Genomic DNA, 25,911 nt, shown 5'->3' on the forward strand with positions numbered 1-25,911 from the left:
CACGTACACTACTCAACTAACACTAATTTCTCACTTGGAAAAAGCAGCCGAACCTCTTGACCGTTCTGGTAAGGAAGCTCCATTTCTTTATTCACTGTGAAATCACCCAGCTCTGTCTCGACAACGTATTGATAGCTTCTCCCTAGGAACGTACTGACCTTGATGCGGCCGGTCAATCGGTTTGCTCCTTCTTCCCATTCCTCTAATAAGCCCATTACGACATCATCAGGGCGAATAGCTCCCTTCTTGCCAGGCTGTTCTCCCTTGCTGGGATGCTTGGATACGGCAAACATATAGTCTTTCACTCTAAGCGCGATCTCTTCGCTGCCTTCAAAGCGGGAATCGAAAACAATAAAATTCGTAAAGCCGATAAATCGGGCCACGAACTCTGTCTTCGGATATTTGAAAATGGTGGACGGAGCGCCTAGCTGCTCAATAACCCCTTTATTCATAATCGCCACCTGATCGGAGATCGAGAAGCACTCTTCCTGATCATGTGACACATAGACCGTCGTAATGCCCAGCTCCTGCTGGATGCGGCGAATCTCAACCCGCATGTTGACGCGTAGATTGGCATCCAAATTACTTAGCGGCTCATCGAAAAGCAGCAGCTCAGGTTCAATGACGAGCGCTCGTGCGATCGCAACCCGCTGTCTTTGGCCTCCTGATAGCTCCTTCGGGAAACGCTTCTCGAAGCCGGACAAGCTCACGATATCCATAATGTTCCGGACACGTCGATCCAGCTCTGCCCCATTCACTTTGCGCAGACGCAGGCCAAAAGCGATATTATCGTAAATCGACAAATGCGGGAACAAAGCGTAACTCTGGAACACGAATCCGAAGTTTCGTTTGCTGACAGGCACGCGTGTGTAATCTTTACCGTTCAGTGCGAATTTGCCTTCTTTCGCTTCAATGAATCCGGCGATAAGCCGCAGGGTTGTTGTTTTCCCGCACCCGCTTGGACCAAGAAGCGAAATCAGACTTCCTTTTTCAACACTTAAATTGAAGTCTTTCAGTATATAATGCTGGTCATAGGCAACCGACATGTTTTCCAGTGTTAGCAATGCCATGGGCGTAAGCCTCCGTTATCGTTTGGTAAAGTAGGATAGTCCCATCAACCGTTCAATAATGAACATAAGTACCGCAGTGAAGATCATTAACAGCACAGAAATAGCGGCAATGGTAGGGTCAAAATGGTTCTCCACATAGGTCAGCATCTGTATGGGCAGCGTGCTGAGACCAGGTCCCGTCATAAAGACGGAGATGTCGACATTATTAAAGGATTCCAAGAAAGCAATCAGAATGGCCGCGATAATACCCGATTTGATATTTGGCAGAACCACTTTGAAAAAGGTTTTAAACTGACCGGCTCCTAGGCTTAATGCCGCCTCTTCGATGGCAAAATCGAAGTTCGATAAGCTCGATGCCACGACCCGGATGATGAAGGGCAGCATGATTACCGTATGCCCAATCAACAGTGCGGCATAAATCGGCAGGTGATACGTAATGATCAAGTATTTGAGCATGGTGAACCCAAGCACAATACCTGGAATAAGCACCGGGGAAATGAACACAGCGTTCAGTGCTGCCTTTCCCTTAAACTCAAATCGGCTTAACGCGTACGCCGCGGGAATCCCAAGCAGCAAAGCAAACAAATTGCCGATTAATGAGACGATGATTGACGTGCTGAAGGTCGTCATGAACATCTTGACCTCCAGAATGTTGCGGTACCATTTCAATGAAAATCCTGTCGGCGGGAACTTTAGTACACTCCCTGGCTCAAATGAAGCAAAAGCAATAATGACAAGCGGCCCTAGCAAAAATATATAGACAAGAAGCGTAAACAAGGCCAGCCCTCGATTTTTCTCCCGCATACTTCTACCCCTTCGGATTTAATTTAGTTGCCAGTTTGTTCATAAGCGCAATAACCACGAAGGTGATGACGATCATGATGACGGCAATGACGGAGGCGAGATACCAATCGTTGAGCGTAATCGCATTCTGATAAAGGAATGTGGAGATGACCCGCTGCTTGCCTCCAAGCAAAGCCGGCGTGGTATAAGCGGTCAAGCTTCCGACGAAAACGAGAATACTGCCTATGATTAATCCAGGTACACTGAGCGGTACGATGACTTTGACGAACGCGGTAAACCGATTGGCGCCCAAGCTCTCCGCCGCTTTGATCAGATCAGGATCTATATTCTCAAGAACACCAACCAACGTAATAATAATGAGCGGCAGAAATAAATGGATCAGACCGATCATCATCGCCGTCGGCGTGTACAAAATATCAAGCGGCTCTTTAATGAGCCCGATCGCGATCAACGCATTGTTGAACAAGCCTTTTTTCCCTAAAATAATCATCCAGCTAAACGACCTGACAACCGAGCTCGTCAACAGCGGGAAAATCGCTAAAGCAAGCAGAATCGCCTTTTGTCGCGGACCTTGTTTGGAAATAAAATACGCCACAGGAAATCCAAGCAGCATACAGAGGATGGTCGTTACTAAGCTGACTCGCAGCGTCGTCCACACAATTTTGAGAAAGTAAGGGTCTTTGAAAAAATTCAAGTACCCGCCAAACGTAAACGTTCCTTTATCGAAAAAGGTCGATCCTATCGTAAGTAGAATCGGTACCACCATGAAAACCATCAGGAACAGTAATCCCGGCAGCAAAAGGTAAAATAAGTACGTTTTTTTCATGTAGCTTTGCTCCTGTTCCTGGAATTGCTAAGCACGCAGCGTGCGGATAAATAGCTCTAGAAATGCGTCAGCTGATACATCGGTACATACGTGAATATTTGGCTCCTTGGACAAGCGATTCTGGAAATCGCATACGGTTTGTCCGTCGCACAGCTCACTTTTGGTCTCTACATCAACGTAATAGTGACGGGTCGTGACCAACTCTTTATTCAGCGCGACCCCAACGGCAAGAGGATCATGCAGCGCGCAGGCCTTAACGCCGTTGCGTTCATAATAACGCTTCATATAGTCTGCTGTGCTTTCCTGAATATACCGGCTTATCGGAGAGTCTCCGAGCAGACGAATATGTTCGTCGGTCAGCAGCGCTTTCCTCGTTACATCCAGCCCTACAAGCGTTAAAGCTGGAAATCCCGCTTGGAAAACGATTTTGGCCGCTTCGGGATCGACGTACATGTTGTACTCCGCTGTTGGCGTTACATTGCCGAAACCCAGAACGACGCCTCCCATCACAATCACTTCCTTCACCTGATGGATCAGCTCCGGGTACTTCATAACGGCAATTGCCAGATTGGTCAGCGGCGCCGTCATGACCAGCGTGACTTCTCCAGCGTGCTGGCGCACTTGGTCCACTATGAAGTCCGATGCATGTCCCTCGGCCGCCGTCTTATGAACCTCCATATCGCTTAATGCCCCGCCAAGACCGTCACTGCCATGAACGCGATGCTCAAAATACGTCTGGCGCATCAAAGGCTTGTCTGCCCCTTTAACGACGGGAATCTCATCTTCCTTCCCAAGCAATTGAAGAATCTTGCAGGTGTTCTTGGTCGCTTGCTCAAGTGAAACGTTTCCGTTCACCGTGGTGATCCCAAGCACATCCATCTCTCCGCTGCGTATAGCCAGTAAAATACCTAGCGCATCGTCCACGCCGGTATCTACATCGAGGATGACCTTCTTTGTCATGATTAAGCCCCTCTCCTCTCTTCATGAAGAAAGCAAAGGCATACACATGCGCATATGCCTTTGCATCGTTTCTTTTATTGCGCAACTTCCTTGTTCCAACGGTCAATCCATGCTTTAAGATTTTGGTTCACAAATTTCATGTCTAATTTACGCAGCTTGTTCACGACATCAGCCCCATAGGTAATGCCTTGCGCTTCTTCGGCGGAAAGCTGAAGTGTTGTATTCACGGGAGAATCGACTTTTGCTTTTGCTGATTTCTCCTGCACTTCTTTGCTCAAATGCCAGTTGATGAAGTCTTCCGCTAGCTGCTTGTTTTTGCTTCCTTTGATCACATTGACCGTATTCATAACGGCATAGGAGCCCTCAGTCGGAGAAATGAACTTCGTCTCCGGCACCGCCGCTTTCAGATCCTTCACATACATCTCCATGATCGGCCCGGCAGCAATTTCCCCTTGCGCGAACATGTTGACGAATTCGGAGGTTTGTCCATAGTATTTGACGACGCCTTTGTTAAGCTCCTTCACTTTGGCGAAAGCTTGATCCTCGTTAAACGCCGCATTGCCAGCGACAACAGAGGCTGCATCCAGTACCATTGGGCCCGTCGTGGACGTAATGCTAGGCAGTGTCAGCTTCTTGGAGAGCTCAGGACTCCACAGGTCGCTCCAGGACTTAATCTCTTTGCCGGTTGCTTTCGGATTGTAGGCAATCCCCAAGCGGCCAATTGTATACGCAGGACCATAGTCTTCCCCAAGCGGCGCCTTGGCAATATCATAAATATCTTTCAAATTCGAAACACGACTGCGATCGATCTTCTCAAATAAACCGGCTTCAATGCCTTGTTGCGCGTAATAGTCTGATAAATAAATAAGATCCACTTTGGAGCTGCCTTGCTTCACTTTATTGAGACGCTCGGAGTTGTTGCCGATCTCCAGCACAATCTTGACGTTGTGCTCCTTCTCAAACGGAGCATACACTTCTTTCTTGAAGAAATCGTCCGAAAACCCCCACGTCGAAATCACCAATTGTGTAGGTTCCCCTTTCGGCGACGTCGTAGGCGCAGCTGCCCCCGTGCTCGCAGCCCCCTGATCTTGGGCAGGCGCTGTCCCGCATCCTGTCAAAGCCAGTCCTACTACAGATAAAGAAAGTAAACCCCTGATCATTTTTTGTTTCATCATCATCGTCGTCCTCCCATTTTTTAACTATATCTATGATTTAAAGCGTGAATCCCTTGTCAAATATTGACTAGTATGCGACTCGAAGCCCCTGATATATGCGCTTCTTCCCCCTGCTACAGCTATAAATAAATAGAAAAATGCCCTTGATAGAAGAAACCTTCTAACAAGAGCACTTTTCATCGTAAACAATGTAAAGAGACATCTGTGATCTACATGCGGTTGACTCTTAAGATAGATCAAAAGAGAAACACCGGCGACTTGACTATTCAGTTTGTTTAAGAATAATGTTCGTGATCGCCCACTGGGTTGGAGGATCATAGTCCCTGAGTACCGCATCCATAGATAAACCGAGTTCTTGCTCCAGCTTCTCCCGGATTCGCTTCTTGTAAATCGAGGACATATAAAAATCAACTTCGTGCTTTAACGTAGGAGCTTCGCCTTCCAATGCTGTTGAACGCGGCGAACGCCGGTGCTTCGCATGAAACGTAATGATGTTCTGATCAATGGATACTTTCAGTAACGTTGTGCCAAAGCCAAACAACTCTTTGGATATCTCGTTATATAGGTGACACAATTTCTTCTTGTATTCGTTAGAATCTGGTAGGGACATGAAATCACCTTCAAGATCAATAATCAACCCTTGCTGCTTAAAAACTATCTTAATAATACATAGGATTACTGAAATAATCAAGAGAATCGTTCGTGATTTTATCAGAAATCAGCCTTTATAACCCGTCATCGATTGTAAATCGTCCATTTTTCCGAATGTGGCTTATGCTACTGGGCGGAGGATGGCATTTTCAAAAAACTTTTTTAGTTCGGAATGCATAAGACTCCCTCACACTCGACAAACTATCAGTACACCAAGAGAAGGAGTGATACATCATGGCTAACAACAATACTTTAGTCGTTCCGCAAGCAAAAGCAGCGCTGAATCAAATGAAATACGAAGTTGCTCAAGAATTAGGTATTCCGCTTCAACCAAATGGATACAATGGAAACCTCGCTACACGTGATGCAGGATCCATAGGCGGCAACATTACGAAGCGTCTGGTCCAAGTTGCAGAACAGCAATTGCAAGGTTTCAATCGCTAATCCTTTGATGTAGGAAAAAGCTAAAATAAGACTGCCATTCTCCTCCTTGTGAGTAGGTGGCAGTCTTTTATTTTGGCATCCTCTTCGACTTCGTTGTGACAGAAATGGAAGCGGAACCCAAAATCCTGACATAATTCTTACATACATTTTTGTTAAACTGCAAGCAAAGACTCTTTGAGCAGGGGGGAAATGAAGAATGGTTATTTATTGTTTGAATTGCAATACACTCGCTCCCTCAACACACGTAACCGCGATATTCAAAACAGGATTCTATAAACGGGAAACGCACCTTGGCATTTGTAAAGATTGTCGTCCCGCTACTTTTTCCAAAACCTAACCCCATCCGCTATTGGCAATGCCATTTCATCACAACCTTTTTTCAGCTTTTTGGAGGCGGCGCCATCACCCAAGCATGCGCCGGATCATTGCTAAACTTCCACGTCCGATGCGGACCAGCCATCACATTCAAATAATAAACCTCATAACCTGGCGGCGCACAGACCGGGTGATAGCCTTTAGGCACAAGCACCGCTTCGCCGTCTTTCACAATAACTGTTTCATTCAGTGATTCATCATCCGTGTATACCCGCTGTATAGCGAAACCTTGCGCAGGTTCGACTTTATAATAGTAGGTTTCTTCCAAAAAGGATTCATGTGGAAGGTTATCCTCATCATGCTTATGCGGTGGATAACTGGACCAATGGCCGTTTGGCGTAAAGACCTCCACGACAAGCAAGCTGTCCGCGGCTTCGCTTTCCGGAAGAATATGATGAATTTGCCGTTCCAAATTCCCATAGCCCCTTGTTTCCACGCCGATATGAGCGGGAGAAATCAAACGCGCCTCATGTGTTCCGAATCCCGGTGCCTGGCATATCGCAATATCGAGCGGCGTAAGCGCCGTAATTTCGAAGAAGTCTTCATTAGGAACGTAGACAGCGAAGGGCGGGGTTTTCTCAAACACGTGGAGCCGATGGCCGACACGTTCCCACTTCTTCTTAGCTGTGGCAACTTTCCCGTGACCGCCAAGAAAGACGACACAGACTTCGTTATTTCCCGTCATCTGACGCAGCATTTGTCCTTCCTTTAGCGAATAGACGCTAAAACCGACATACGTCCAACCTGCCGATTCCGGGGTAATGGAAAGCACCTGACCTTGCGGATCAGGTGTTGGATGACTAGAAACAATCAAATCGCTCATTCATTTACGCTCCTTCGTTACGCTTTGCCGGCACAGCCGAATAAGCGTATTTTGGCTCTAACAGATTCCTTAACAGCCTCTCTTGCCGGTCCTAAGTAATGCCTTGGATCGTAAACATCCGGCTGCTCGGTTAGAATGCGTCTTACAACCGACGTATACGCCGCTTGATTATCGGTATTCACGTTAATCTTAGCCGTACCGCGAGCTATCGCTTTCTGAAAATCTTCATCACGGAGCCCGCTCCCGCCATGCAGCACAAGCGGAAGCTGAGTCAGCTTCTGAATTTCTGCCATTCGCTCAAATCCGAGTCTAGGGGTCCCTTTATAATTGCCGTGAACCGACCCAAGGGCAGGTGCCAAAGCGTCGATGCCTGTAGATTGAACCAGCATTACGCACTCGGAGGTGACCGCATACATCGCTTCAGCCTCATCTACATACGTGTCATCCTCACGACCGCCGATTCGGCCCAGCTCCGCCTCTACGGACACGCCCAGCGCATGAGCGACTTCTGTCACCTTGCGGGTCAAAGCCATATTATCCGCTAATGAGTAGTGGGAAGCATCGATCATCACGGAAGTGAACCCGGCATGAATCGCCTTCACACAGACCTCGAAGGAGGTGCCGTGATCCAGATGCAGCGCTACAGGCACCGTAACCTCATAATAGTCGATCAGCTCTTTGACCATGGCGGCAATACAGTTCAAACCGCCCATGTAAGGAATGTAAGGCTCGCTGAGTCCAAGAATAATAGGAGCTTGCTCCTCTTGCGCCGTCTGAAGAATCGCTTGCGTGAATTCCAGATTATTTAAATTAAATTGGCCTACTGCATATTGCTCTTTAACTGCTTTGCGCAGCATAGCTGTCATTGACACTAAGGGCATGGAAACATCCTCCTTTACCTAGTTGCTGGGAAAGCAGCTGCTTACCAACGCGCCGTCACCATTTTCTTTCTTGTATAAAATTCAACGCCATCCATCCCATTCGCATGTAGGTCGCCATAGAACGATTTCTTCCAGCCTGAGAATGGGAAGAAGGCCATAGGAGCAGGCACGCCTAAGTTGATGCCCAGCATACCGGCATCGATGGTTTCACGGAAACGGCGAACGTTGCTGCCATCTTGCGTAAACAAGCAGGCGCCATTCGCGAATTCAGAGCGGTTGGACAATGCCACCGCATCGTCTAACGTTTCTACCCGCACGACCGATAAGACCGGAGCGAAGATTTCATCTTTCCAAATTTTCATCGTGCTGTCGACATGATCGAAAATCGTAGGACCTACGAAATAGCCTTTCTCGCTGACTGCTGAATCTTGGCGTCCGTCTCTAATTAACGCAGCGCCTTCTTTCTCGCCTGTCTCGATATAGCCAATCGTTCTTTCCTTGTGCGGTCCGCGAATGACAGGTCCCAAGAAAATGTTGTCTTCCATCCCATTGCCAATCGTAAGCTGATCCGCTTGCTCCTTCAGGCGGGCAACAAGCTGATCCGCAACGTCACCGACGGCCACAACAACAGAACAGGCCATACAGCGCTCGCCCGCCGAGCCGAAAGCGGCATTGACGATTTGCGTCACGGTCAGATCAAGATCCGCATCCGGCATGACGATCGAGTGATTTTTGGCCCCAGCGAGCGCTTGCACTCTTTTGCCATGAGCTGATGCTGTCGTATAGATATACTCCGCTACCGGCTGTGAGCCAACGAAGGATATCGCCTTGATTTCTGGATGCGCAAGTAGACCATTCACGACATCATGCGCACCGTGTACAAGATTAAGGACGCCATCCGGCAAGCCGGCTTCCTGGAACAATTCAGCCAAGCGATTCGCCAGCATCGGCGTCCGCTCGGAAGGCTTCAATACGAACGTATTGCCGCAAGCAATCGCAAGCGGGAACATCCAGCAAGGCACCATCATCGGGAAGTTGAAAGGTGTAATACCGCCAACGATGCCGACCGGATAACGATACATCCCGGATTCCACGTTTGTTGCAATATCAGGCAATTGCTTGCCCATCATCAAGTTAGGGGCGCCCGCCGCGAACTCTACGCACTCGATGCCGCGCAAAACTTCGCCATGCGCTTCATGGTAGCTCTTGCCGTTCTCCAGGGTAATCAGGCGCGCCAATTCTTCCCAGTGATCGACAAGCAGCTGTTGATATTTGAACAAAACACGAGCTCGGCGCGGAACTGGCGTTTGGCTCCACGTTTTGAACGCCTCGGCAGCCGCTTGGACGGCACGATTCACATCTTCGCCCGTCGAATGCGGGACATGCGCAACAATTTCCTCTGTGGCCGGATTGAATACCGCTTCCGTTTGCCCCGTCAAGGCATCCACCCAGACGCCGCCGATAAAGTTTTTCAAAGTTGGTACAGAAGCTGATGTCGTCATCGGAAAATCTCCTTTTATCATTTATTTCATCTCTTCGAATTTGCAGCGTGTTATATAGCTTTCCACCTCTGAAGCGGTTGGCATCGCGTCCGAGCAGCTGTGGCTCGACACGACGATGGAAGCGGCGCCGCTTCCGAACTCCATGCTTTTTTCAACCGTCCAATTCTGCATAAGTCCATATAGGAAGCCGGCCGCATAGGAATCGCCTGCACCAAATGTCTTCACCACTTTGGCAGGGAAGCTCGCTGCCGTATGGCTTAAGCCGTCATGCGTATAAGCGATGGAACCGGCTTTGCCATGCTTGATGATGACTAGCCTGGCACTGTAGCCGAACCATTTGGCCGCGGTCAACGCATCGCTGCTTTCGGTTCTGCGCTCCAAAGCCTCCATCATATCGAACTCCTCGCGGGTACCGATGATGATATCGCATTTTTCCGCTGCCAAGTTGTAATAAGTCGCTGTTTCCTCTTTGGAAGTCCACGTATAAGGGCGATAATCGAGATCGAATACGATGGAGACGCCATGCTTTTTGGCAAAATCAAGGGCGACGAAAACCGCCTCTCGGGAGGGACTTTGCGCAAGCGCCGTTCCCGAAATAAGCAGCACCTTCGCACTGGCGATATATGCTTCCGACACCTCTTCGGGACGAAGCAGCAAGTCAGCCACATTGTCGCGGTACATCAGAATGCTGCAATCGGTTGGACTTTTAATTTCCGTAAAAGCAAGCCCTGTTACAGCCCCCGTATGATCGGTGACGATCTCGTCAGTGTTGATTTGATTGCGTTCCAAATAACTGACGATGAAACGCCCCATCTGGTCGTCGGCCACTTTGCCGATAAATCCGGCTTTGAGCCCCATGCGAGCCATTCCAATCGTAATATTGGCAGGTGAACCACCTACATATTTCGTAAATGTCACCGTTTCTTCCATCGGCCGATTAATCTCGTTCGCGTTCAAATCAATACACAACCTGCCGATTGCGATAAAATCCAAGGAGCGGTCTGCATGCGTGGAAAGATAGCTCATTGACTTAACCTTCTTTCTTATAACGGTTTAACGGACTGTAAGTGAGCTTGCATCTCAGCACGGGCCTCACGAACTTTGGCACTGGTTGAAACCTCGGGAACGTCTACCCGCCACCAGGATTCATATCCGTCTGTGTTCGTGCCTGGGACTACCTTGATTTCGATTAAAGTCGAAATCGTTTCTTGCTTCGCTTGCTTGAGCGCTTCCGCCAATTGCTCGGCCGTTGTGGCCGTGTATGCTTTGACACCCATGCTGCGTGCATGCGCGGCGAAATCAATTGGCATGTAATCTCCTTTCAGCAGGCCAGTCTCGGCCGATCTAAAGCGGAATTCATTGCCAAACCCGTCGCTGCCATGACCTCTTTGCAAGTTGTGGATGCACTGATAGCCATGATTATCGAACAGCAGCACGGTCATTTTCGTTCCTTCTTGCAGGCTGGTGACCAGCTCGGAATGAAGCATGATATAGCTTCCATCGCCTGTCATCGCGTACACGTCGCGGTCCGGGGCAGCCAGAGCAGCGCCAAACGCTCCGCTGACCTCATAGCCCATGCAGGAAAAACCATATTCCATATGATACGACTTGGGCGCACTCGTTCTCCAAACGCGGTGCAGATCGCCGGGCAAGCTTCCTGCCGCGCAGACGATAACATCGGTTGGATTTAAGAAGGCATTGATCACGCCAAGTGCTCTTGTTTGCGATAGTCCTTCATCTAGGTTGATGCTATATAAACGATCGACTTCCTCGTTCCATTCCTTGCGGAGTTCTTCAATGAAGCTAGTCTCATATTGGGAGCGGTAGCCTTCGAGCCGCAGCGCTTCCGATAAAGCGATGAGCGCTTTTTTGGCATCAGCGACAACGGAGACAGCGTCCATTTTAATCGCATCGTAGGCATTCACATTGACATTAACAAACGATACATCCGGGTGCTGAAAGGCAGATTTGGATGCCGTTGTAAAATCCGAATAGCGAGTTCCAACGCCGATAATGACATCGGCCTGCGCCGCCAGCTTATTCGCGGCTAACGTCCCCGTTGTCCCTACTGCGCCTACGCTGAGCGGATGCTCCCAAGAGATCGCGCTTTTTCCAGCCTGCGTCTCGGCCACCGGGATCTGAAATTCGGCTGCGAAATCGAGCAGCTCTTGAATCGCCCCAGCGTAATGCACGCCCCCGCCTACAACGAGCAGCGGTTTCTTCTTCTGTGCAATGAATGCGGCGGCTCTCTCCACAGCTTCCGCAGCCGGGGGCCGTCGGTCCATCGTATGGACGCGTTTCTCAAAAAATGCTGCTGGATAATCATAAGCTTCTGCTTGCACATCCTGCGGAAGGGCGATGGTGACAGCCCCCGTCTCCGAAGGATCGGTTAAGACACGCATCGCTTGCAGCAGCGAAGTGACCAGCTGTTCGGGCCGCACGATCCGGTCCCAGTAACGGCTGACGGGCTTGAAAGCGTCGGTCGCCGATATCGTGTAATCCTGCGGCATCTCCAGCTGCTGGAGCACCGGGTCCGGCTGCCTGCACGCGAAGTTATCACCTGGCAGCAATAGAACCGGAATCCGATTCACCGTAGCGGTCGCTGCCGCAGTAACCATATTCAGTGCGCCAGGACCGATGGAAGTCGTGCAGGCGAAGATGCGCTGGCGGTTGCTCTGCTTGGCGAAGGCTGTTGCCGCATGAACCATGCCTTGCTCGTTTTTCCCTTGGATGAAGACCAGCTCGCCGCTGTCCCGTTCCAAAGCTTCGCCGATCCCCGTCACATTGCCATGGCCAAATATGCCCATAACCCCATTCACAAATTTAGTTTCTACACCATCCACAGACAAATATTGTTGATCCAGAAACTTAAGTAAAGCTTGCGCCATCGTAAGTCTTATGGTTTTCATATGAGCCTCCACACCGACCTAGATTCGGTCTTTCTATTTATGATTCAAGATAGACTAGGAACGTCTTGATCTCGTAAGGCTTCAGTTCAAACATCCAATCAGCCGCAGAAGCTTCTCCGAGAGAACGCTCCATCAAATCGCATTCCTGCCACGAGCGGATGTTCAAATCGCTGCGCACCATTACGGAAGAACGCACGCCGGCATATTCATGGACACGCAGGATCACCCCACCGCCATCCTCTGCTTTTTTGATCGCATCCACCATCACATTGGGTACAGACAATTCGAATAAGGAAAGTGGCTTTCCGAAAGTATTCGCGCCTTCGGAGCTCTGCAACGGATTGTTGAGCAGCCAAGCTTCTTGTACCGTGTTCCCTGCATACCAATCACCTGCATGCGGAAGGATCGCATACACGAAGGAGTGCTCGCCAAGATCCGCATCTGGATCAGGGTGCGTAGCCGATTTCAAGAGCGACAATCGCATGACGTTATCCTTGATGTCATAGCCGTATTTGCAATCGTTCAATAAACTTACGCCGTAGCCGCGCTCGGACAAATCCGCCCATTGATGGCCAACGGACTCGAATCGCGCCCAGTCCCAGCTTGTGTTCCAGTGCGTTGGCCGCTTCACGTTGCCAAATTGGATATCATATGTCGCCTCGTTGGAGCGCACATCCACAGGGAAGGCAACCTTAAGCAGCTGCTGACGCTCCTGCCAATCAATATGCGTACGGAAATCAATACGACGGCTGTCGGCATAGACGGTCATCCATTGTGTCACTGTAGAATTGAGATAGCGCCAGATGAACTTAACGGTTGCTGCCAAAGGTCCATTTTCCACAAGTTCAAAGCTAATTAGATGAGAAATTTCCTGCATCTTCTCTTGATAAAAAATATCGATATCCCATGCTTCGAACATGAGCGGTTTATCTTCGAACACCTGCAGCACGTTGCCTCGTGCCTGCTTCGCAAGCACATCGCGGCCATGATCCCGGTCATAGATGCGCGTCAATTGACCAGCTTCATTCCACTCCACTTCATAATGAGGGGTTTTTAGAAGGCTGCCTGCTAACTGGAATGGAGCGGCGGCAGCGACAACGCTGGCCGATTCCTGACTTCCATAATGAACAGTCGTCAAGCCAAGTGCAGGAATTTCCGGCGTTGTGATCAGCCAACGTCCATCCGTAAGCTGCGAATCGAGCGGATTTCCCGCTTCATCGCTCCAAACGCTTCCCTCGGGCGCGCTATCCGCAGAAAGAACGAGCAGATTTTTAAGCTTCCAAGGGGAACTGTTGATAATCGTTCTGGAGCCTTCTGCCCCTCGATCAACCATCGCGTTCATCGCTGCCTGCCAACTCTCCGTTGCGATGGACGACGCCTGTGCATACTCTTGCCAGCTATCCTCATACACTTCGCGAATCGAAGAACCCGGAATGATATCATGGAATTGATTGCGCAAAATAATCGTCCAGCCCTCATTCAGATCAGCCTGCGGATAGACATGGCCTCTCGCTTTGCTCAGCCCCGCCAGAACGTTCAACCACTCCGTTTCCCGGTACAAAAGCTCAAGCTTCCGATTCATTTTCTTATTGTAAGCTTGACTTGTATACGTTCCACGGTGATACTCCAAATAAAGCTCGCCATCCCACGTATGCACATAGCTGTCGGTCGCCTTCACCGTCTCGTGAAGACGTTCGAAGTACTCGTCTGCCCGCCCTGTGCGGACATTCGGTATGCCCGGCATTTGGTCAAGACGACGGCGCATTTCCAGCATTTCCCGATTCACGCCACCGCCGCCATCGCCGTATCCGTAGGAGAGAAGCAGCTCTTGATTCATCTCCTTCTCCTGGTAGCCATCCCAGATGCCTTTCACCGTTTTGGCTTCAATCAAACCATTGTATGTGTAGAAGAAGGAATTTCCGCCTTCCCAGTCATCGGGGGTCGTGATGAAATGCGTCAGCACTTCGCTTCCGTCAATCCCGCGCCACTTAAACGTATCATGCGGCATTTTATTGAATTGGTTCCAACTGATTTTCGTCGTCATGAACGTCTCAAACCCTGACTTTTTCAGAATTTGCGGCAAAGCCCAGCTGTAGCCGAATACGTCAGGCAGCCATAAATAGGTGCTTTCCACATCAAATTCCTCACGCATGAATCGCGTGCCGAAAAGGAACTGTCTGACCAGAGATTCCCCGGAGGTTAGGTTGCAATCGGCTTCCAGCCACATGCCGCCGCCAACTTCCCAGCGCCCCTCACGGACCCGTTCTTGAATCGACTCATAAATTTCCGGATAATCTTGTTTCATATAAGCGTACAACTGCGGCTGCGTTTGGAGGAACACATAATCAGGGAAACGCTCCATCAACCGTAGCACCGTAGAGAACGACCTCGCGCATTTCTCGCGAGTGTGCTTCAACCGCCAAAGCCACGCGACGTCAATATGCGTATGACCGATGGCAGTGACTGTGACGGGATGATGTTTCTCCATGTTGTTCAGCTCTTCATGCAGAAGCTGGCGAGCTGTGTACACCGACTCGTAATAAGCTTCCGAATTCGGTCTGGACCAGTCTACTTGCAAGAAAGCGCGATCCAGCGCTTTCATCAGCCGCGCGCGATCAGGATGATGCGCGTCCAAACTGCGGACCGTTTCCCAAACGGCACGCCCCGTATAGTACATATCATCGACTTGTTCGTCCATCCAACAGATTTCAGCTCGGTTTATAGTGTGCTTCTTTTCTTTAGGCTTTCCGCCGCCTTCAAGACCGGACCACAAACGGATATCCATCTTTGCTTGGGTTCCTGCCGATCCCTCCGGGAAAAAGACTTCCTGATGATTCGAATCGACGCCTTGAAACGGCTTTCCATTCCAATAGAGAAGAGATTCAAATCCGTCATTATTGCCGCCGCCAGTTTCACCAAAGTCGAAACGCCCGAGAATGGACTTTCCAGCCCATTCTTGCGGAATATCGATTGAACGCGACAACCAGATGTAACGGTCGCGCCCTTTCCAAGTTTCGCCTGTTTTCAGTTCAAAAGATGCCGCTGCAAGCGGTGGTCTAGCACCTATATCTCCGCTTTCATCTTCTACAGCCGCAAAGCTTTCAAGAAGGATCACGTCACGATAACGGGTCTCGCTTAATTCATTCAATCTTGCTTCAAGTTTCGATTCTGTGAAAAACATGCCGCACCTCGCCTTCTTTTGCAATTAAACGATAGATTTCTCCAATTCCAGCAAATTAGATAAGCTTAAGGCTAAACTATCCATCGGATTTCCCGGGCAATAATCTTGTTCAACAGCAAACCATTCTACGCCATTTTGCAGTCCCCACTTCAGAATCGGGGCAAAATCAATCAATCCTGTACCGATTTCAGCGAAATATTTCCGACCGTCCGATGTCATATCCTTCAAATGAAGGATTGGCATACGGAAGGCATAATTTTGGATGAAGGACAGCGGATCTTGATCCGCTTTTTTGACCCAATAGGTATCAATTTCCGGGTAAATGGTTGGATCCTCCAGCACATATTCCAGCGCAAATTTCCCTTCCAGTATCGTATGAAATTCAAAATCATGATTGTGATAACCAACGCGGAATCCTTTATCGCTTACTTGGGCAGCCACATCGTGCAAATCTTTGCGAACGCTGGCATAGCCTTCCGGATTCATCAATTCATCCGGCAGCGAATGACAGATGAAATCCTTCGTGTCGAATAGACGAGCTTCCTCCAGTACGGCAGCCAAATCTGTTTTCATACGATGCAAGCCAACGTGCATACCAGCCGTTTGCAAACCGACTTCCTTCATCACGGCGGCAATATCTGATGCGGGATATCCGTGCAGGCCGTCGATTTGGACGGCTGCCCAGCCCATTTTTTTCAACTCTCTCAAAACCGTAGGAAAATCCTTTTTCAGTTCGTTTCTTAGCGTATATAATTGAGCTGCTAATTTGTGTCGGATCATTTCACGATCTCCTCCTTTTGCAAATCCAGCCAATCAATCTCACCCGGGGTTAATTGAAGATTCATAGATTCTATCGAGGATTGAAGCTCTTCCGGCTTCCTTGGTCCAATGATTGCGCATGTTGGGAAAGATTGATTAAGCACATAGGATAAAGCAATTTGAATCGGTGTTACTTGCTTTTCCTCCGCCAGCTTCACGGCACGGCGATACCGCTCCCAGTTGTTCTCGCTGTAGTAAACCCGCACCATCTCTTCGTCAGTCCGATCGTCCGGCGAGAAATTGCCCGAGAAGAACCCTCCTGCTTGGGAAGACCATGCAAAGAGCGGAAGCTGGTTGGCCGCATGCCATCTGCAGGTTTCCTCGTCTGCCGAAACGCAGCCCTCCCATCTAGGCTCAATCGCTTTGGCAAGGCTCAAGTTAGGGCTATTAAACGCAAACCCAATGAGATTATGGGAGGCCGCATATTCATTTGCTTCCTGAACTCGACCATGCGACCAGTTTGAAGCCCCGATAGCTCTGATCCGCTTCGCTTGAATATGTTCGTTCAACTCTTCCATAATAGGTCCAACAGCTACGCTGGGATCATCCCGATGCAGCGCATACAGATCAACATAATCCGTGCCTAGTCTTTCCAGACTCTCCGTCAAATCCTTGCGAATGGCCTGCGGGTTCACCCGTGGACCCGGACTGCCGTCATCATGATGCGCGCCTTTGGTCAAAATTACGACATGCTCTCGAAGATTCTTCTCAGCCAGCCATTGCCCCAGAATCTTTTCTTTATTTCGATATTGATGGGCCGTATCGAAGGCATTGCCGCCTGCTGCAATGTAGGCATCCAGCATCGCCCGTTCGGGCTCTTCCAGCTTTCTCAAATCGCCTGTCCCCATAATTAATCGGGAAATCTGTTTCTCTACGCCTTGGATTTGCATATATTTCATGTTAATCCCTCCGTTTGCTTTATTCGTCTTCTTTGCATATCGGCAGCAAGCTAAGCTCAAACTTGAATTCCTTCTCATCGAGGCGGTAAGGTTCCAGAAGCTCAGGCCCGCAAGAAGCTGAACCAACTCCACTCATCCGATAATCCAGATGAACAATCGTTTCCTTTCTTCTCACAAGCTTATAGTTGTGATCCGCCTCGGTTAGATCCGCTGGCGTATAATGAGCCGCATTGAAAGAGAATGCCTCTTGTGCGGACAACTTGAGACCCATGCCTTGCTCATTGGAGACAATCGCCCATTCTGTTCCATATCGAGAGCCATTCTCTTGGGGCATGATATAATTTTCGAACATCTCATCAACCGTCAGCAAATACTTGCCTCTTTTTACACTTTGGCGCTTATCGATATAGCTCTCGTGCGGACCGAAGCCCAAGTATTCAACTTCCTCCATCCCTTCGGGCATCGTGAGCTGAAGCCCAAATCGCGGAAGAAACGTCTTCAGCTCTTCGGCTACTTTCACATGCAGCTGAAGGGCAATCTCGCCGGCGCCGTTCACCGTCCAAAGCGCTTCTCCGCGAACGATCACAAACCGGCTGTCTGCTCCCAGCGAGAAAGAACTCTTGATTTCAATAGAGGATTTCCCGGTTTGCGTCCATTCGCAGCCGTAGATTTTCATACCTGTACGATCGAAGCCCTCTTCCAGCCATGCTTCTTTCACCGTCTTGTCATTATCCGTTGGAGCACGCCAAATCGTGAACTGGGCTGGCGCCTGAATCATATCCACGCCATGTTTGGAAATCTTCTGCAGCGTACCGTCGTACATGTCAAAAACATGGCAGAAATCAAACCCTTCAATCGTCAAGAGATTGCCCGCTTGGTGAGCTTGCAGGGGAGCACTCGACACAACATCTTGCTGGTCTTTCACCCTCGTAACTGGTAAATCCAACTGTTCAAATGTGATTTCATGACCCGCTTCTGCCCAAGGCATCTCTTCTTTCAACCAACAAGAGAACGTAAGCACATAGCGGCCGATCGACGTTTCTGGCAGCTTATAGGGAAGCGTTACAATTTGGACGGCTTGCGGCGCCGCTTCGGGAAGGTCAATCTGACCTTGCTGGACGGTCATTCCGTCCTGCTCCACCTTCCAGTGAATCCCCACATGGGACAAGTCTATAAAGTCGTAAAGATTCGTTATCTTGATCTCGCCTATCCGCAGGTCGTGCGCTTCAATCCGAATCGGCGCAATCACCTTCTTCAGCTCCAGCAAACCGGTATGCGGCTTGCGGTCAGGACTAATGAGTCCGTCGATGCAGAAATTACCGTCATTAGGCGTATCTCCGAAATCACCGCCATAAGCAAAGTAAGGAAGGCCGTTTAGCGTCTCGCTCTTGATGCCATGATCGCTCCATTCCCACACACAGCCGCCAATGAGCTTCGGATATTGATAAATCACATCCCAATAGTCCTTCAAATCCCCTGGACCGTTCCCCATCGCATGACTGTATTCACAGAGGAACAGCGGCTTCTTGTTGTTCTCATCCTGAGCATAGGCTTCAATTTCCTTCGGTGAAGCGTACATCCGGCTTTCCAAATCAAGACATGCGACACTCGGATCTCCTTTGTAATGCGGGGCTGCTCCCTCATAGTGAATCGGTATGGAAGCATCCCGACTTCGAATCCATTCAGCCATCGCGATATGGTTTGCGCCATAACCAGACTCATTGCCTAAGGACCACATGACAATCGATGGATGATTTTTATCTCGCTCCACCATGCGAATGGCACGATCGACAAATGAGGGCTTCCAAACAGGGTCTTGAGAAAGCTTGTGCACAGGCCCGTCTTCCCAGCTGCCAGCATCGCCCATGCCGTGACACTCCAAATCAGCTTCATCAATGACATAGAAACCATACTCATCACATAAATCCATAAAGCGGGAGTCGCTCGGATAATGAGAGGTTCTGATCGTATTGATGTTATGCTTTTTCATCAGCTTCAAATCTTTGATCATATGATTGATCGGTATGGTCTGCCCAAGCTCTGGATGAGAATCGTGGCGGTTTACGCCTTTTAACTTGACCGCTTTGCCGTTAATCTGGAATACGCCGTCTTGAATGTCCACTTTTCGGAAACCAACCCGGAATTGAAGCACTTCTACCCCACTTTGCACATACAAGCGATATAAATATGGCTTCTCAGCATTCCATAGAACGGGATCTGTTATTTCCAGCTTGATAACGCCCTTGCCATCTACCACGGCTTGCCCACGACTGACGACGTTCTCCTCGGCATCCTTCAATTCCACGCTAACCTCGCAATGACCCGAGGTTTCAAGCTCCGTCAGCAAATCAGCTTTGCGATAATCGGCGCTGAATTCTTGCTTATTAAAGACATCCCGAATATGAACAGGTTCGCGAGCCAGCAAGTAAACATCCCGGAAAATGCCGGAATAACGCCACAAATCCTGATCTTCCAGATACGTGCCGTCACACCATTTCAGCACCATAACAGCGATACGATTTTTACCATTTCGAATCAAAGCGGAGATGTTGAATTCGGCTGGGACTCGGCTGCCTTGGCTGTAACCGGCAAACTGTCCGTTGACCCATAGGTAGAAGCAGGAGTTAACTCCTTCAAAAACGATATATTTATCTTTCGCCTCCCAGCGATCCGAAACGTTGAACTCCCGCACATAAAGCCCTGCCGGATTATTGCTCGGTACATAAGGGGGATCACAAGGAAACGGATATTTGATATTGGTATAGTGAAGTTGGTCGTATCCATTCACCTGCCAACAAGAAGGAACAATCAACGAATCCCAAGCGCTGACATCTGCCGCTTCTTCATAAAAGCCTTCTTGTACGTCCCTGACACTGCGGTGATATTGAAATTTCCAGCTGCCATTTAAGGTTTGATAGTAAGGAGAACGACCGCGCTTCCCTGTTTGTGCTGCTTCGACGTTTGCAAAGGGAATATAGTAGGCTCGAGGAACCTCCCTGTTTATCTGAAGAACGTTCAAATCTTCCCAGTATTTCGTGATATTCAACACATCCATCATTCCTTTTTCATTGGTTATATGACTTCCAAACGAACTTTGGCTTGATCAGCGAATTGACGAATAAAGTGATTAAGTCTGTTGAAATCAGGGGTGCCCGTACTGCCGCCACTAGCGCTGACCGATAGCCCGCCACAAGCGTTGCCGTACTTCAAGCAGGTTTCTACGTCCTGACCAGACAAATATCCAAACAAATAACCCGCATTAAAAGAATCCCCGGCACCCGTTGTGTCTACAGCGTCAACCTGATAGGCGGAGTGAAACGTCTGCAAGCCATCCTTCATCGTAATGGCTCCTTGACTTCCGAGCTTAACCACAATATGTTTGCAATAATTCGCCATAAAGCGAAGACTTTCGTCTATATTGTCCAAATTGGTATAATGGCAAGCTTCCGTTTCGTTCATCAGAAACACGTCGAAGCAACCCATTAAATCAAATACACCTTTGAACCACTCGCCAGAATCATCCCATCCGACATCACAGGAAAGGGTAACCCCTAGCTCTTTGAGCTTGCGGGCTGCCTGTATGAATGCATCATGATTCGCTCTGCCTCGATACCCCGTGATATGAACATGTTTGCCTTGAGCGACTTCCTTCAAATCCAACTTACTTATATCCAGCTCTCGATTGGAGCCTGCATAACTGATAAAAGAACGATCTTTCTCAGGATTAATCGCAATTGTGATACCGGTATTACTCGTTTGACTCGTCTCAATTAACATGGTATCGATACCATGTTGGGTGAACTGCTCCCTGACATATTGACCGTAGCCATCATTGCCAAGCACTCCTTTAAAAGCTACATACGACCCTAGCTTCGCTAGCGATATCGCGAACAAAGCAGCCCCGCCGCCAATATGCATAGTCATATTGTCTACGAAAACTTCCTGCCCGGGCTGCGGAATTTGATTTAACCCCGCCACAATCAGATCTATATTGGCATCACCGATGACAACTGCATCAAATCTTTTCAACATGCTCTCCCTCTTCCAATCCAGACTCGATATCTACGCTTATGGCTTCTATTCTTCTTTGGCGCCATAAGTCTTACAGCTTTTACGCTCAACCAGCTTATGCTTCAAAATCAAATCCCCTGCAGCCGCCTGAGCATCACCTGCGATCATATCCAAGAGCGATTCCACCGTAACCTTGCCCATGTCTTGAATGGGCTGCTCCATGGATGACAGCTGCGGACGCACCAGCTCGGTTAACTGGCTGCCATCGAAGCCAATGACTGAAATATCGTCAGGAACGTTGAACCCAAGGTCATGAATGCCATTCATCGCGCCTACCGCCATGTCATCGCTGACCGCAAATATGGCTGTTGGGCATGGCTCACTTGCCAGAAGCTCCTTGGCGAGCTGGTAGCCGCTTTGTATTTTGTAATCACCAAACTTGATGTACGCTTCTACGATGTTGATGTTCGCCTTTGTTAGCGCATCGCGGTAGCCAATGTATCGATTTTGACCCGAAGTCACATCTCTCATGTCGCCGCCAATAAACCCAATTCTTGTATGTCCGAGCTCAATCAAATAAGTCGTCGCGTCATACGCCGCCGCGTAATCATCAATGATCACAGAAACGAACTTCTGATCCATCGGTTTGACACTCGAAAATATAATCGGGATATCAAGCTTATTCAGAAAATCCCTGATCTCCTCGTTTAATTTCTCATGCATAATGATAATGCCATCTACCCGCATTTCATTGAACACATTTAAATATTTATATTCTTTCTCGATATCTTCAATAATGTTGCACACGAGCAAATTGTAGCCGCTCAGACTCGCGGTTTCTTCAATGCTGCTTAAGATGGTCGAGTAAAAGCTTGAAGTCAGATCCGGTACAATCACGCCAATCAAATTCGTTTTCTTGCGCACGAGGCTTCTGGCGATATGACTTGGCGTATAACCAAGCTCAGCGATCGCTTGCTTCACCCTAGCTTTCAAATCGTCTTTCACATATTTCTCTCCGTTCAATACCCTTGAAACGGTTGTCACGGATACGCCGGCTATTTTCGCTACATCCTTAATCTTTGGTGCCATGATCGTCATCCTGCCTTTCCATTAACCCACGTCATCCATAAGGTCAGACTAACTTTTAACTGCTCCCTCCGTGATCCCAGCGATGAATTGTCTGCTCACCAATAGGAAGAAAATAATCAGCGGAAGCGTAGCCATCAGCGTTCCGGTCATCACCATCGAATAGTCGGCTGTATGAGCCGATTTTAATTGCTGTAAGGCCAGCATTAACGTGAATTTGGACGTGTCCGTCAAGACGATTAAAGGCCACAAATAATCTTCCCATACCCCCATGAACGTGGTGATGGCGAGAAAAGCAAGCGCAGGCCTTAAGATCGGCAGAGCTACGTTCCAATAGAGTCCAAATTTATTGCAGCCATCGATTCTCGCTGCTTCGAGTAAATCGTCATGAATGGCCAGCGCATACTGCCTGATCCAGAAGATTCCGAATGCACTTGCCATTCCAGGTATGATCAAGGCCTTATAGCTTCCTAACCAGCCAAATTCTTTGATGATAATGAACTGTGGCACGAGCAGCATCTGCGCAGGAATCATCATGGTCGCCATCATGGCAAAAAACAGCACGCTGGAACCAGGAAATTTAAATTTGGCAAAGGTAAAACCTGTCAATGAGTTGAAAAACAATTGAAGCACACAGCTGATCATAGCAACAAACAGCGTATTGAAAAGGGCGCGAACAAAATTGCTTTTGTCCAATACATGGTGAAAGTTTGTCATCAAATAATGCCCAAATGTCAGCTTTGGCGGAAAAGCAAATATCGCACTTGTTTCATTCGTGGACATCACCACAAGCCAATAAAATGGGAATATGGAGATGGCAACACCTACTAACAAAATACAATTAACTACAATTTTTTTCGTTAAACCTTCAACAGTCATCTCGTATTCTCCTTTATCTCAATCATCCGATCTGTTGAAAAACTTCCAATTAAGGACGGATAATAAGCCGATGATGATGAACAACACCCAGGATACAGCAGCCGCATACCCATAATTCTGATAATTAAAGCCTTCTCTGAACATATAGAGCACGATCGTATCGGAGCCCGGGTATGGCGGAAGATTGCCCGCTAAAACCTGAGGTTCGGTAAAAATTTGAAATCCTCCAATGGTCGACATCATCACGGAGAAGAGGATGATCGGCCGGAGCATTGGAATCGTAATTTTCGTAAAAGTTTGAAATAGGTTAGCCCCGTCTAATTCGGCAGCTTCATATAAATCTTTCGGTATCCGTTGCAAGCCGGACAAATAAATGACCGCGTTGTACCCCATATATCGCCAGGATATCATGGCTGCGATGACCGTTCTGACGCCAAACTCAGAATTTAGCCACGCAATTTTATCTAACCCGATCTTTTGCAGAAAAAAGTTAACCAATCCATATTCATTGCCAAACATGGACTGAAAGATGATAACAACGGCGACCATCGCCGTCACATTCGGCAGAAAATAAGCAATTCGATAGAAACCCTTGAATTTAATCATCGATAAATTGATCAAATAGGCGACAATCAAGGCACACAGCAGCTGCGGCGCGTTGCCCATTATCCAAAGCGCAATGTTATTCACTAACGCCTGCCAGAAAGCCGGATCATGCAGCATATAATCGAAGTTATTGAACCCGACATACTTCATTTCCCCGATGCCATCCCATTTATGAACAGCTAGATACATTGAGAATAAAATCGGAAACACCGAAAAGACTAGAAACAAAAGATAAAAAGGAGAGATAAACAAATACAGTGTCCTGCTCTTGTAAATTTCTTTAAACGTACCTCCCATGTTATTCCTCCACTTGGATAGAGGGGGCATACAGCTCCCCGCCCCATCTTTGATATGATTCATTTTGCAGCCAAGTCATGTCTACCTTGAAAGCTGCCTTTTAATTTTATCTTGCGCGTCTTTCCAAGCCTTCTCAGGATCCTTCTTCTGCGTATCAATGAGACCTATTTCATCCGCTAACGTCGTAGCCACCATATCGTCTCTAGCATCTGTTGGCGCGACTTTCACATCCTTGGCTGCGTCCGCGAACACGCTGCTCAGATCTTGATTTCCGAAGAAATCGCTTTTATTTACCATCTCAGGCTTGCTGTAAACTTCCGGTGTAGACGGATAGTTGCCAAATTCCTTATATCCAGCGACCAGATTGTCAGGGCTTACAAGGAATTTAATGATTTCATACGCTTCTTTCGGATTTTTGGACGATTTCAACACACCGAAGAACGATCCGCCTTGATTGCCTACACCGCCGGGCGGATAAGCAACTTGCCATTTCCCTTTGGTGTCTGGCGCTGCGCCAAGCAAATCACCAACTGCCCAAGAAGCTCCGATAAAGGAAGAAATCTTGCTATTATTTGTCGCTGCATTTTTCTCCGTATCATTGACATTCGCGTACGTTAAGCCAAGTTGATAGGCTTTCATAGCCGTATCCCAAGCTTTTTTCACATGGGCCTGGTCCCCGATATATTTCCCGTCTGCCCCGAAATAGCCCTCACTGTTTTGGCCGATCGCATTCCTGAAAACATCGACGATGGATAAAAGCTGCGTGCCAGTTGCGTCTTTTACTTTCTTCTGCAAATTAAGATAATCATCCCATGTTTTGACTTGATTCTTAATCTCTTCCGGCGTGCTCGGCACTCCAGCTTTCTCAAACAAATCTTTGCGGTAATACAAAACAACCGGTGCAACATCAATTGGCAATCCGATCACATATTTATTATCGGCCGTTGCTGCCATTTTCCATTTCCAATCTAAGTATTGGGGCTGAATATCTTTCGCGCCTTGATCATATAAGTTCACGAATTTCTCTTTGTAAGGAAGCATCGTAGATACCCAGCTGTCCATCGCCACGATGTCAGGTCCGTTTCCTCCGCCAGAAATCGTTGTTTTTAACTTCGTTAAGTAATCGGGTCCCGACGGAAGCTTTTGTGCTTGCAGATCTATATTCGGATATTTTTTCTTTGCTGCTTCAATCGTTGAATCCGATATCGCACCATTCCAATACCATAAATTAAGCGTTATTTTCTGCGTAGAAGCGTTTTCATTTTGAGTGGAAGATGTCGCAGTTGGTGCTTGTGTTGAGGTATTCGCATTGTTCTGCGTACAGGCAGTCATGATAAGACTTGAACTAACAACGAGCAGTACACCAAAAGATACTTTTGATTTCATCATTTTGTCCTCCAAATTGTGCGAATTAAAAATAATTAGATAGCTTATATTGCCTTGTTATTTCAAAATTCATCTATGACTACTCGCAATGATCACAAAATGGCTTACCAACCCCTTTAACATCTTTGTATCCGTCATTCAGCAAATGTTCTGGTATCGATTCCATATTGGCGTAAAAAAAATTAGATAAGCGCTTACAAGTTAACTGCCTTGTATTTATGGAATCGATACCAGAAATGATTAAAAAAAAGGAACCAACAAAGTTAACTGATTCGCCCAACCTTCTCTATCGTTCGCAGCGAATGTTTGAAAGCGCATTATCTATCA

At 48.1% G+C, this 25,911-nt stretch carries 21 protein-coding genes; 1 reads left to right on the plus strand and 20 read right to left on the minus strand.

Features of this window, described 5'->3' with window-relative positions:
- Positions 1 to 8 precede the first annotated feature (8 nt).
- The 6 genes from HQN90_RS19530 to HQN90_RS19555 form a co-directional block, all read right to left on the minus strand.
- The gene (locus HQN90_RS19530) at positions 9 to 1,070 is read right to left on the minus strand and encodes an ABC transporter ATP-binding protein (RefSeq protein ID WP_173221727.1); all 1,062 of its coding nucleotides are present in this window, start codon (positions 1,068 to 1,070) and stop codon (positions 9 to 11) included.
- A gap of 15 nt (positions 1,071 to 1,085) precedes the next feature.
- The gene (locus HQN90_RS19535; RefSeq protein ID WP_079417734.1) at positions 1,086 to 1,874 is read right to left on the minus strand and encodes an ABC transporter permease; all 789 of its coding nucleotides are present in this window, start codon (positions 1,872 to 1,874) and stop codon (positions 1,086 to 1,088) included.
- Between the two features lie 4 nt (positions 1,875 to 1,878).
- Complete coding sequence (locus HQN90_RS19540) at positions 1,879 to 2,700, minus strand: ABC transporter permease (RefSeq protein WP_173221729.1); 822 nt, start codon at positions 2,698 to 2,700, stop codon at positions 1,879 to 1,881.
- A gap of 27 nt (positions 2,701 to 2,727) precedes the next feature.
- Positions 2,728 to 3,660: a nucleoside hydrolase gene (locus HQN90_RS19545; RefSeq protein ID WP_173221731.1), complete on the minus strand. Its 933-nt coding sequence runs from the start codon at positions 3,658 to 3,660 to the stop codon at positions 2,728 to 2,730.
- 74 nt (positions 3,661 to 3,734) lie between these two features.
- Positions 3,735 to 4,835 carry an ABC transporter substrate-binding protein gene (locus HQN90_RS19550; RefSeq protein WP_173221795.1) on the minus strand — a complete coding sequence of 367 codons (1,101 nt, stop codon included), beginning with the start codon at positions 4,833 to 4,835 and terminating at the stop codon, positions 3,735 to 3,737.
- A gap of 262 nt (positions 4,836 to 5,097) precedes the next feature.
- A complete protein-coding gene (locus HQN90_RS19555; protein WP_079417726.1) occupies positions 5,098 to 5,445 on the minus strand; it encodes a DUF2294 domain-containing protein in 348 nt (115 codons plus the stop codon).
- Positions 5,446 to 5,720: 275 nt separating this feature from the next.
- Between HQN90_RS19555 and HQN90_RS19560 the strand changes: the two genes are divergently transcribed.
- The gene (locus HQN90_RS19560) at positions 5,721 to 5,930 is read left to right on the plus strand and encodes an alpha/beta-type small acid-soluble spore protein (RefSeq protein ID WP_079417724.1); all 210 of its coding nucleotides are present in this window, start codon (positions 5,721 to 5,723) and stop codon (positions 5,928 to 5,930) included.
- 379 nt (positions 5,931 to 6,309) lie between these two features.
- Here HQN90_RS19560 and iolB read toward each other — a convergent pair whose 3' ends face one another.
- The 14 genes from iolB to HQN90_RS19635 all read right to left on the minus strand — a co-directional run bounded on the left by iolB (position 6,310) and on the right by HQN90_RS19635 (position 25,587).
- A complete protein-coding gene (gene iolB / locus HQN90_RS19570; protein ID WP_173221735.1) occupies positions 6,310 to 7,128 on the minus strand; it encodes a 5-deoxy-glucuronate isomerase in 819 nt (272 codons plus the stop codon).
- A gap of 17 nt (positions 7,129 to 7,145) precedes the next feature.
- The gene (fba, locus tag HQN90_RS19575; RefSeq protein ID WP_173221737.1) at positions 7,146 to 8,009 is read right to left on the minus strand and encodes a class II fructose-1,6-bisphosphate aldolase; all 864 of its coding nucleotides are present in this window, start codon (positions 8,007 to 8,009) and stop codon (positions 7,146 to 7,148) included.
- A 41-nt stretch (positions 8,010 to 8,050) separates the two neighbouring features.
- Entirely contained in the window at positions 8,051 to 9,511 is a 1,461-nt protein-coding gene (locus HQN90_RS19580) for a CoA-acylating methylmalonate-semialdehyde dehydrogenase (protein ID WP_173221739.1), read from the minus strand.
- A gap of 21 nt (positions 9,512 to 9,532) precedes the next feature.
- Complete coding sequence (gene iolC / locus HQN90_RS19585) at positions 9,533 to 10,537, minus strand: 5-dehydro-2-deoxygluconokinase (RefSeq protein WP_173221741.1); 1,005 nt, start codon at positions 10,535 to 10,537, stop codon at positions 9,533 to 9,535.
- Positions 10,538 to 10,554: 17 nt separating this feature from the next.
- The gene (gene iolD / locus HQN90_RS19590) at positions 10,555 to 12,420 is read right to left on the minus strand and encodes a 3D-(3,5/4)-trihydroxycyclohexane-1,2-dione acylhydrolase (decyclizing) (protein WP_173221743.1); all 1,866 of its coding nucleotides are present in this window, start codon (positions 12,418 to 12,420) and stop codon (positions 10,555 to 10,557) included.
- A gap of 37 nt (positions 12,421 to 12,457) precedes the next feature.
- Positions 12,458 to 15,601 (minus strand): alpha-mannosidase, encoded by a 3,144-nt coding sequence (locus HQN90_RS19595; protein ID WP_173221745.1) that lies wholly within the window; start codon positions 15,599 to 15,601, stop codon positions 12,458 to 12,460.
- Between the two features lie 24 nt (positions 15,602 to 15,625).
- Complete coding sequence (locus HQN90_RS19600; protein ID WP_216855381.1) at positions 15,626 to 16,381, minus strand: sugar phosphate isomerase/epimerase family protein; 756 nt, start codon at positions 16,379 to 16,381, stop codon at positions 15,626 to 15,628.
- Positions 16,378 to 17,319 (minus strand): aldo/keto reductase, encoded by a 942-nt coding sequence (locus HQN90_RS19605; RefSeq protein ID WP_173221747.1) that lies wholly within the window; start codon positions 17,317 to 17,319, stop codon positions 16,378 to 16,380. The genes HQN90_RS19600 and HQN90_RS19605 overlap by 4 nt, the downstream gene beginning before the upstream one ends.
- A 19-nt stretch (positions 17,320 to 17,338) precedes the next feature.
- The gene (locus tag HQN90_RS19610) at positions 17,339 to 20,374 is read right to left on the minus strand and encodes a glycoside hydrolase family 2 TIM barrel-domain containing protein (RefSeq protein ID WP_246362650.1); all 3,036 of its coding nucleotides are present in this window, start codon (positions 20,372 to 20,374) and stop codon (positions 17,339 to 17,341) included.
- Positions 20,375 to 20,391: 17 nt separating this feature from the next.
- Positions 20,392 to 21,351 (minus strand): carbohydrate kinase family protein, encoded by a 960-nt coding sequence (locus HQN90_RS19615; RefSeq protein ID WP_246362634.1) that lies wholly within the window; start codon positions 21,349 to 21,351, stop codon positions 20,392 to 20,394.
- Between the two features lie 45 nt (positions 21,352 to 21,396).
- Positions 21,397 to 22,419 (minus strand): LacI family DNA-binding transcriptional regulator, encoded by a 1,023-nt coding sequence (locus HQN90_RS19620; RefSeq protein ID WP_173221751.1) that lies wholly within the window; start codon positions 22,417 to 22,419, stop codon positions 21,397 to 21,399.
- A gap of 48 nt (positions 22,420 to 22,467) precedes the next feature.
- Positions 22,468 to 23,295, minus strand: coding sequence for a carbohydrate ABC transporter permease (locus tag HQN90_RS19625; protein WP_173221753.1), 828 nt, complete (start codon positions 23,293 to 23,295; stop codon positions 22,468 to 22,470).
- Between the two features lie 18 nt (positions 23,296 to 23,313).
- Positions 23,314 to 24,198 carry a carbohydrate ABC transporter permease gene (locus tag HQN90_RS19630; RefSeq protein WP_173221755.1) on the minus strand — a complete coding sequence of 295 codons (885 nt, stop codon included), beginning with the start codon at positions 24,196 to 24,198 and terminating at the stop codon, positions 23,314 to 23,316.
- An 81-nt stretch (positions 24,199 to 24,279) separates the two neighbouring features.
- On the minus strand, positions 24,280 to 25,587 hold the full coding sequence (locus HQN90_RS19635) for an ABC transporter substrate-binding protein (protein ID WP_173221757.1): 1,308 nt from the start codon (positions 25,585 to 25,587) through the stop codon (positions 24,280 to 24,282).
- Positions 25,588 to 25,911 lie beyond the last annotated feature (324 nt).

The organism is Paenibacillus alba, from assembly GCF_013204855.1.
GTDB lineage: Bacteria > Bacillota > Bacilli > Paenibacillales > NBRC-103111 > Paenibacillus_E > Paenibacillus_E alba.